The sequence below is a fragment of the Rhizobium grahamii CCGE 502 genome (genome assembly GCF_000298315.2).
GTDB lineage: Bacteria > Pseudomonadota > Alphaproteobacteria > Rhizobiales > Rhizobiaceae > Rhizobium > Rhizobium grahamii.
In genome coordinates this window covers 177,181-185,654 of the sequence record NZ_AEYE02000022.1, presented here as the reverse complement: position 1 = coordinate 185,654, position 8,474 = coordinate 177,181, and the positions used below count along the sequence as shown (strand labels likewise).

At 56.5% G+C, this 8,474-nt stretch carries 6 protein-coding genes; 2 read left to right on the top strand and 4 right to left on the bottom strand.

Annotated elements, in window-relative coordinates:
• Positions 1 to 312 precede the first annotated feature (312 nt).
• Positions 313 to 1,185, top strand: coding sequence for an alpha/beta fold hydrolase (locus tag RGCCGE502_RS19055; protein ID WP_016555821.1), 873 nt, complete (start codon positions 313 to 315; stop codon positions 1,183 to 1,185).
• A gap of 638 nt (positions 1,186 to 1,823) precedes the next feature.
• Complete coding sequence (locus tag RGCCGE502_RS19050) at positions 1,824 to 3,992, top strand: multicopper oxidase family protein (RefSeq protein ID WP_019280148.1); 2,169 nt, start codon at positions 1,824 to 1,826, stop codon at positions 3,990 to 3,992.
• Positions 3,993 to 4,154: 162 nt separating this feature from the next.
• On the opposite strand, the gene RGCCGE502_RS38065 is transcribed toward RGCCGE502_RS19050, so the two are convergent.
• From RGCCGE502_RS38065 to RGCCGE502_RS19030, 4 genes are all read right to left on the bottom strand, one after another.
• Positions 4,155 to 4,382 (bottom strand): hypothetical protein, encoded by a 228-nt coding sequence (locus RGCCGE502_RS38065; RefSeq protein WP_016555819.1) that lies wholly within the window; start codon positions 4,380 to 4,382, stop codon positions 4,155 to 4,157.
• 701 nt (positions 4,383 to 5,083) lie between these two features.
• Complete coding sequence (locus RGCCGE502_RS19040; RefSeq protein WP_016555818.1) at positions 5,084 to 5,458, bottom strand: response regulator; 375 nt, start codon at positions 5,456 to 5,458, stop codon at positions 5,084 to 5,086.
• A 284-nt stretch (positions 5,459 to 5,742) separates the two neighbouring features.
• Positions 5,743 to 6,393, bottom strand: a complete 651-nt coding sequence (locus RGCCGE502_RS19035) for a response regulator transcription factor (RefSeq protein WP_016555817.1) — start codon at positions 6,391 to 6,393, stop codon at positions 5,743 to 5,745.
• Positions 6,393 to 8,282 (bottom strand): sensor histidine kinase, encoded by a 1,890-nt coding sequence (locus RGCCGE502_RS19030; RefSeq protein WP_016555816.1) that lies wholly within the window; start codon positions 8,280 to 8,282, stop codon positions 6,393 to 6,395. Before RGCCGE502_RS19030 ends, RGCCGE502_RS19035 begins: the two co-directional genes overlap by 1 nt.
• Positions 8,283 to 8,474 lie beyond the last annotated feature (192 nt).

The window sequence follows — 8,474 nt, the reverse complement described above, 5'->3', positions numbered from 1 at the left end:
CCGGAGCACGATTTGTCGATCTCGATAGCGCCAACCACATTCTTCTCGGACACGAACCTGCCTTTGAGCAATTTGTTCGCGAACTAAGGCGGTTCGTCGTCGAAACAGCATAGCGCCTTTGCTCTTCGAGCTTCGAGCTTCGAGCTTCGAGCTTCGAGCTTCGAGCTTCGAGCTTCGAGCTTCGAGCTTCGAAGCATTGCAGGCTGTGGGGGCTTTTTCAACGCATGGTCCAACATTTTAAACGGTTCCTCCAACGCCCTTTCTTACGGGCACGCGTCACACTTAATTCGACGCTCACAGGGAGGCAGGACAATGCAGGTTCACAATATAGTTGGTGGTGGAGGATTGCGTCTGCACGTTCGCGAATGGGGAAACCAAGACGCGCCGTCTATCTTCTTTATCCATGGGTGGTCTCAGAACCATCTGTGTTGGAAAAACCAGTATGAAAGCGCGCTTGGCAACGATTTTCGCCTCGTAGCTCTGGACCTACGCGGCCACGGCATGTCAGACGCTCCTCTTGGAGCGGAACATTATACGGAACCGCAGCTTTGGGGCGGCGATGTCGCCGCTGTCATCAATCAGTTGGATCTCAGGACTCCAGTCCTTGTCGGCTGGTCCTATGCCGGCTTTGTCATCTGCGACTATCTCCGCGTCCATGGAACCGCTGCGATTGCCGGCATAAACTTTGTGGGCGGAGCAATTACGCTAAACAAATCGGCCTTCGGTACGTTGATCGGCCCCGGCTTCCTGGATCATGTCATCGGTGCTACCAGCGACGACCTTCCCCGCAACATCGAAGCAATCCGCAATTTCGTGCGCGGGTGCACCTACTCGCAACTGCCGGCCGAGGAATTTGAGATTGCTCTTTCCTCGAACATGGTCGTGCCCGCGAAAGTGCGGGCTGCGCTTCTGAGGCGCGAGATCGACAATGATGATGTGCTGGCGGGGATTGATGTGCCGGTCCTTATGACCCACGGCGAAGCGGACACTGTAATCCTACCGGCCATGGGGCGGCATCTTCTTGCGGTATGCCCTGCAGCCACCGCATCGTGGTATCCGAGGACAGGGCACGCTCCCTTTCTGGAAAGCGCCGCCAGGTTCAACACGGAGCTCTACAATTTTGCGCGTTACGCTCAATCTGGTTCGGCCGAGGCCCCAAGTGGAGGTATCAGCCTTGGACGGTGACGCGACCATACCCACCAGCTCAAAGCGACCTTCCCGGAGAATTTCCTCCTCCGATAGCTGACTGGTTTGCGCAATATCAAGGCACCGCCAGCCCGATCAGCCGTGCCTCAAAATACCGTCCCTCGCCGGTATTTTCGACTAACGATTTTAGCTTTCACAAGCATTCAGAGATCGTTAGACTCTACCTTCTCGGGCTTCCAGTCTGCAGTCTTTGCGACTGCACGCAGACATTTGAGAGATCAGATAGCCTGCTCCATCAGTCTTAACTGCTTTGTACAAAATACTCTAAAGATTGGCGATAGCACCCAATAATCAGACTTCTGTATCAGTATTCGACGAGTAAGCATCCCTCTAACCTCTGCTTCTCACGATACTACCCAATATCTTTTCTGCTCCGTCTATGTTTGCTATTTTGGCCTTTACTGAGTACACTCGCGTCACTATCTTACGTTGCCAAATTCTCTTACATTTGATTAGGGGCAGGTCGAATGTATATTTTTACCAATGCATCTCGAATCAGGCAGAGAGAAGCGCAACTTGCACGTGACAATCGCGCCGAAATCATTAGGGCGCTAAACCAGGGGCAGGTCACACGCCGAGAGTTGCTGCGGTGGGGCATCTTTACTGCAGGCGGATACTTGGCCTGTAAGAACGGCCTCAGCCCGTTTGCTAAAAGCGCCTATGCGGCGGTTCCGACAGGCACGCCAAGAACGCCGCTGTTCGGCATCCAGAAGTTTACGCAGCCCATGCACAGGCTGAACCATCTGAAACCTCTGCCAATGACCCGCACCGCCGAAGGGCACGCGGCGTTTCCGGCGAGCCTTGGTGAGCGGCCGGCTAAGCGCCTTTCCTATCACACTGAATTTTCCGCCGATCCAACCAACAGGGACTTCATCAATCCGCTTACCTATCGCGGACCGATCGAAGGGCGGCCGCCCGGCGAGGTCTTTGCGCACCAGCGGTGGGACGAGTTCTTTCCTAAGGCCGGTTACATCATGCGGCTTGGTCAGGTAGCACAGGGATCCGGCGGCTATTTCCACGACAATTTTCCGCTTCAGCATCCGGATAGCTGCTGGACCTATGCGTCAGGTCGAGGCGGCGAATGCGGCTTGCCGCCATTCCTGATCAAGGGTCGCTACGGCGAGCCTATTGTCACGCGGATATACAATGATCTGCCGACCGACCGGGCGAAAAACAACGGTTTCGGGCGCAACGAAACGCAATTGCATTTCCACAACGCCCACAATGGCGCGGAAAGCGACGGGGCCGCCAACGTCCATCATTTCCCGGGCACGTTCTACGACTACCGCTGGAGCACGGCGCTGGCGCGGCGGGACAAGATCAACACCCAGGCTGGCGACCGGCGCGCCTCCGGTCCCGACGACAATACCGGCCTTTTCAACGTTGCCGGCGACTTCCGCGAATTGCAGGGATCGATGTGGGCACATGACCACCGCTTCTTCTTCACCGCGGAAAATGTCTACAAGGGCAATCTCGGAGCGATCAACTATTACAGCGGTCCGGATCGCGGCAACGAGGAGCTGTCGGATGGCGTCAATCTGCGTCTACCGAGCGGCAAGCTGCTTGGATGGGGAAATACCGACTTCGACGTCAATCTGATCTTTTCGGATTGCGCCTGCGATGCCGGCGGCCAACTCTATTTCGACATCTTCGACACCGACGGCATGCTTGGCGACGTACCCCTCGTTAATTTCGGGTTCGCACCCTTCTTCGAGGTGCTGCCGCGCAAGTATCGCTTCCGTGCCTTGAATGCCTGCATGTCACGCTTCCTGAAGCTCGGTCTGGCGGATGCGAAGGGCAATCCAGTCCCCATCACGTTCATCGCCAATGACGGCAACCTCGTTGTCAGTCCGATTAGGATGCCGGCTCTGCCAGTGCAGGGCATGGGCGAGCGCTATGACTTCATTGTCGACTTCTCTGGCTTCAAGATCGGCGACCGCATCAAGGTGGTCAATCATGTGCGCCACGAAGACGGGCGACGCCTCAAGGAAGAGTTCAGTCTTTCGAAGGCTTTGAAGGGTACCCCTGACGATCCAGTCGTGGGCCCAATGCTGGAGCTCCGAATTGTCGGTGCTGTTGAAAGCGTCGATGTGCCGGGTGTCATTCTTCGCTCAACCGATCCCGACAAGAGCCAGGTGCCAGCCACACTGACGGAGCAGATCCCGATCGTCACGCCGGTGCGTACGCGCATGGTTGAATTCGGCAAGTCGGGGAGCGGGGACTCGCGTGGACCGAACGGCTGCACGCCGGACTGCGGCGAGTACGTGAGCTTCCCCTGGACGATCCGCATCAATGGCGAGTCCTCGCACTCGATGAATGCCAACAGGATTTCCCTCCTCATTCCGAAGGCCGGGGAGGTGGAGCACTGGACCTACAAGAATGGCGGCGGCGGATGGGATCATCCCATTCATCTGCATTTCGAGGAAGGCATAACGATGTTACGTAACGGCCAGACGCCGGGGCCGACCGAGAATCTGCAGCGAAAGGATGTCTGGAGACTTGGTGAAAGCGGCAGCGTTACCTTCCAGATCCAGTTCGGCGAGTTTGGTGGGTCTTATGTGAACCATTGCCACAACACGGTGCACGAGGACTTCGCGATGCTGGCGCGCGTTCAGCTGCTGACTGGAATTGCGGGCTCACCGCAGTCAGCGGTGACCCCCACTCCCAATCCAACCCCGGACGGTGTTTACTTCACGACGCCGGAGATCTTGCCGGAAGGCGCGCCAAAAGGGTGGAAGAATACGCAGACGCAGGTTCAAGCCCAGCTGGAGGCCCCAAAACCGTGAGGCGGTCGGGTCCTCGTAGTCAGTGATTCGCTTCATTCCTGTACCAGGGCTCCAATGTAGAGACGAGAAACACCTGCTCTAGCAGGACTGGATACAGGTCTCCCATTTTGGGACGGACAAAGCCAAACTGCGAATAAATCGCCGCGCCGCCGAGAACATTTGTCAGAGGTAGTGGCCAAAGGCCAGAAGAAGCGCTCCAACCACGATAGCGGCCAACGCTAACCAGCTCTTCGCTAGACCGAGGAACCGAAGGCCTTGGCGGGGTGGTTCTAACGTTGCGTCACCCTGCGGCGTTCGATGCGGATTACTCGCACGTCTGTCTAGCACTGGCCGGAAGAGCAACAGCACGCCGCCAATTACGAAAGCGGCGCCTATAAGGATTGGCCACATGGTCGCCTCCACTAGGGATGTTGACTAAACCGAACCGGGACTAGATTGTTCCGTAAGCCGGAAGACTTGCCTGACCATCTTCTCAGGCAGTCCCCGAACTCGACGTCATCCGCTCCTGCCAAAGTCTTCGGCCAGGTGAGACTATCGTGCACGAGCGGGATGGTTAGGTTGGCCGGGTTCGCATGCGTTATATTGGACGCCCCACCTTAAGGTCTTAATTCGACAGGAGCGCTCACAAAACGGCTTTGAAAATGCGAATACTTCGAAAAGAATTGGCGAAGTGAGCCCCTGTTCGTGCTTGCGCACAACGAAGGCCCGGCACTAGGAAAGCCGGGCCCCGCCGGCTTGCCAGAGGACTGGAGGCCGGATTCGCAGCCTGCCAGAGTGGGGCTGCTGACGGGAAACTAGTGCGACGCCAGTAAGGTTCCGAACAAAGCCCGGCCGCGGGCAAGGTGCCGGCGCCGGGCTCGTACGGATCTGTACTAGGCAACGCTTGATCCTACAGCGTGCGTCCAGGTTAATAGGTAAAGAACTTGAGCGGAGGAGAAGTTCTGCTCACGCTCTCAAATCGTCACCCCAGTTCTCTTGTCAGCGAGTTGCGGGAGTCATCCGTAGAGCTCCGCACTCCGCGACGACTACTCCACGAAGTCTTGCCCATCTCCCAGCCGGCGACAAAAGCAGATCATTTCCGCACGTTGTGCTCACGACCCCAATGCCTTATTGATCGCCGCGATGAGATCGGATCCTGCAAACGGCTTCCGCAAATATGCGATGCAGCCCACCCGTTCGGCCTCTGCTTGCAAACGATGGTCTTCGAGCGCCGTGATAAAGATGACTGGAAGGTTCGACCCTGCCGTTTTCAGCCTGCGCTGCAACTCCATGCCGGAGATACCACCGTCCAAATCGATGTCCAGCACAAGACAGGCCGCATCGGTGCCTTCATAGTGACCGAGGAAGGCTTCGCTAGACGCATATTCCGTCGCGACAAAGCCATAGGCGTTGAGGAGTCGTCCGATGCTGCGCCTTATGCTTGCATCATCATCTACAACAGCGATCGTGTGGCGCAGCTTTCCCATCTCGGGCCCCGCTCGTAACTATATGAGATACGCGAGTTCCACCACAATAGGCGGGTTGGTGTCTGATTGATATTGCCCTAAAGGGTAGGAGCCTGGCCATTTAGCCGACAAATCTCGTTGATACCGACACTGCTGGACGACCAATCGATCGCGCTGTTTCTCGCGTGAGGCATGGCTTTGTAAGCGCTGAGGCGGATGAAAGCTCAGACAGATGACACCTCCTTGCTGGTCTACAAGCTCGGGACGTTTCGTCCTACGCAGCTACTTTGCGCCAGTGGCTCTCCTCAAAGGGAGAGACCGCCAGGTGATCCCTTTCCGTCGAGGTTAGGCTCGACAACCCCTAGGCTCGTTGCAATTGAAATGAGTTCAGCGACGGACTTCACACCCAGTTTTTCCATCATCCGATGGCGGTGCACCTTGACGGTCCGTTCCGATATCCCAAGTGCATACGCCATCTGCTTGTTGAGCTTTCCACGGATGACCAGCCCGAGAACTTCAGTTTCGCGTGTGCTCAAGCTCGCTAATACAGTCCGTCGCTCCTGAAGATTCTCGTACTCCGCCCGCTGACGTTCGCAGAGCGACAATGCTCGCTCGATCGTCGCCAACATCACCGCTGCCGACGTACACTTTTCCAAAAAGTCTTCCGCACCCGCTTTCATCGCTTCGACGCTGGCACTTATGTCCCCTTCTCCCGTGAGAAAAACGATTGGCCAAAGCGGCGCCCGCTCACGAATCTCGCGTTGAACCTGCAAGCCAGGTTTGCCTGGCATCTGTAGGTCAAGAAGAACACACCCTGGCTCACCGTCTGGAAGGCATGCCAGGAACTGATCGCCAGATTCATAGGCCTCGACCTTGAGGCCATGCGCAGTGAGCAATCTCGCCGTTGCAGTTCTGAAGGATCTGTCGTCATCGACGATATGGACAACCGGTTTCATCAGCCATGCTCCTTCCGTCGGAAAAGGGGCAGGACCATGCGAAAGATGGCCCCACCCTCCGGCCTGTTATACGCTGCGATTGTGCCGCCATAGGTTTCAACGATTGCGCGCGCTATCGAGAGGCCCAAACCAGTCCCCGCCTGCTTTGTCGTGTAAAAGGGTTCAAAGACTTTAGACAGGCGCTCTTCCGGAATGCCGTTGCCAGTATCTGCGACACAGAGTGCGGCTTTCTCGTTGGAAAGACCTGTCGCGAACGTCAATATTTTCTTTGCAGAACCGCCCTCCAATATGGAGTCCATCGCATTGGTCGCGAGGTTGAGAACCACCTGCTGCACGTGAATTCTGTCGGCACGCACCGGCAGCTCAACCGACGGCTCTGTTGCCTTCAAAATAATGCCACGGCGTTCTGCCTCACCGTGGATGATGCGAACGGCGGCCGCCATGACATCGTTGAGATCGAACTCCTGCCATTCGATCTCGCTCCTCTTCTTGAGCAGCCCCCTCATCCGGCTGATGATGTCGCTCGCGCGTTGGTCGTCGTCCTGGATGTCTTTCAAGATTTGCTGCATCAATTGCAGGTCTGGCTTCTCGCTTCGGAGCAGTACGGAAGCGGCATCGGCATTGTTGCGAATGGCAGACAGGGGCTGGTTCAGTTCGTGGGCGATGGAGGAGGACAAGGCGCCAGCGGTTGCTGACTGGTTGAGGTGAACCGCTTCGAGCAGGTGAAGGCGCGAGCGCCTCTCCGCCTCTCGGCGACGGCGTCGCTCGATCAGCAGAAACGAGATCACACCAGCCTGAATGAAGACGATTCCAATCGCACCGCTCGATGCGAGCCAGTGCTCCTCCCAGAACGTTTTCTCCTTATGCATCTCAATGGCGCCAGGCGGCAAGTTCTTCTCCAATAGCCCCCAACGCCGGAGCTGTCGGGCATCGACGATGTTTGTCTGGGACACTTGTAAATCCGAGACCGGCCGGCCCGCTATCACATCGAAGACAAGATCCCCGACCGTTCGGCCCAGATTATCGAAGGTTACAGTGTTGCCCCCGACGACCCCGTAGTCGAGATAGGTCTGATAGGGGCCATAGATCGGGGCACTGGCTTTTGACGCGATCTCCCTGACCGCCTCGCGAGGAATGAAGTTCCGTCCTGCCCTGTCTCTTAATACCGACAACACCAGAATGATGCTGTCAGGCGGGACATGAGACGTTCGTTCGACTAACTCCTCGATGGTTAAATCTTCCAGGTATGTTGTTTCGTATGATTTGGAGAACTCGCCGAGATCGGCGCGAGCCGTTGCCAACCATCGCCGGTCAAAATCAGACGATCCGCCGATGATAAAGAGGTGGCGCGCACGGGGCTGCAACGCACGCGCCATTTCGGCGGTCTTCAAAATCTCGAATGTCGTGAACGCGCTGATGACATCATCTGGCAGGCCGATGTCCTTGGCAGTAGAAGTGTCGAAACCTGCCGCGACAATCTTCGCCGTAGGTGCGATCGAAGCCCTGCTCTCGGTTATGAAACGCGCAGACTCTTCTCCAAGTGCCACCACCACATCAGGGCGCCGAGCAGAATATTTCGCGGCGAGGTATCGTTCCATGCGATCGACGTGGTCGGCTTCGGGGAACCTCGAAAGATCCAAAAATTCAGAGAACAGGTCGATTTTGCTTTTTGTTACTTCGAGTAAGCGGTTGCGCAGCGCCTCACCAGCAATAGTCGTTGCCGCGATCCTCTCATCGTAAGGGTATAGGATGAGAACGCGTGGGATCTGACTAGGATTGGCAAAAGACAGACCGGCTGCCGCGGCAGAGCAGGTTAAGAGAAGCCACGAAGACGCAACCAGCCATAGGCCAGCATACTGCACTCGACCTGGCAAACTGTTTGAGCCCATCTTGCTTTTCCCAAAAGCGGTGGAACAATAACAGCCTAGCGGTGTAGTGTCATCCGCGATTTATTCTACCATTGATTGGACGGGGGATCGGAGATTCCCCAAAGGGCAATTCCAGTCCTCTTGAGCATCCGATAACCTCGAACGCGGTGGCAAGCTGGCGAAGCGTTGGCAACTGAGATTGCCTATTGTTCT